Here is a 606-nt window from a genome sequence, read left to right as displayed (position 1 = left end):
CCCCCCCGGCCGCCCGCCACGTCCTCCTCACTCGCGGCTCGGCGGGCAGCTACGACGGCGAACCCCGCGACCACACCCTCTGGCTGGTCGATCTCGCCACGGGAGAGGGTCGTGACCTGCTGCCCGACCACGAGCTCTGGCCGCGCGACTACGCGTGGGCGCCCGACTCCCGGGCCGTCTTCCTCGTCGCTGACCAGAACGGCCGCAGACCGGTCTTCCGCGTCGATCTGGACACCGGTGCCCTGACCCGCCTCACGGGCGACCACGGCGCCTACAGCGCGCTCAACCCCTCGCCAGACGGCCGCCACGTGTTCGCGCTGCGCGACGCCTGGGACGCGCCGCCCGCGCCCGTGCGCCTGGACGCGGCGGCCACCGACAGCGCCCCCGAGCCCCTGCGCACGCCCGGATCCGAGCTGACCATGCCCGGCACCCTGACCGAGATCGAGACCACGGCCGACGACGGCGAGCGGATCCGCTCTTGGCTCGTGCTTCCCGAGGAGGCCTCGGCCGAATCCCCCGCACCGCTGATGCTCTGGGTGCACGGCGGTCCCTACATGAGCTTCAACGGATGGTCCTGGCGCTGGAACCCGTGGCTGCTCGCCGCGC

At 73.9% G+C, this 606-nt stretch carries 1 protein-coding gene; it reads left to right on the top strand.

Annotated features, from left to right (window positions below):
- The coding region (locus tag D471_RS0109115; protein ID WP_026127554.1) for a S9 family peptidase at positions 1–606 on the top strand (606 nt) is incomplete at both ends.

This window comes from Nocardiopsis lucentensis DSM 44048, from assembly GCF_000341125.1.
GTDB classification, from domain to species: domain Bacteria; phylum Actinomycetota; class Actinomycetes; order Streptosporangiales; family Streptosporangiaceae; genus Nocardiopsis; species Nocardiopsis lucentensis.
The sequence above is the reverse complement of the archived record's forward strand: the minus strand, read 5'-3'. Positions and strand labels throughout refer to the sequence as shown.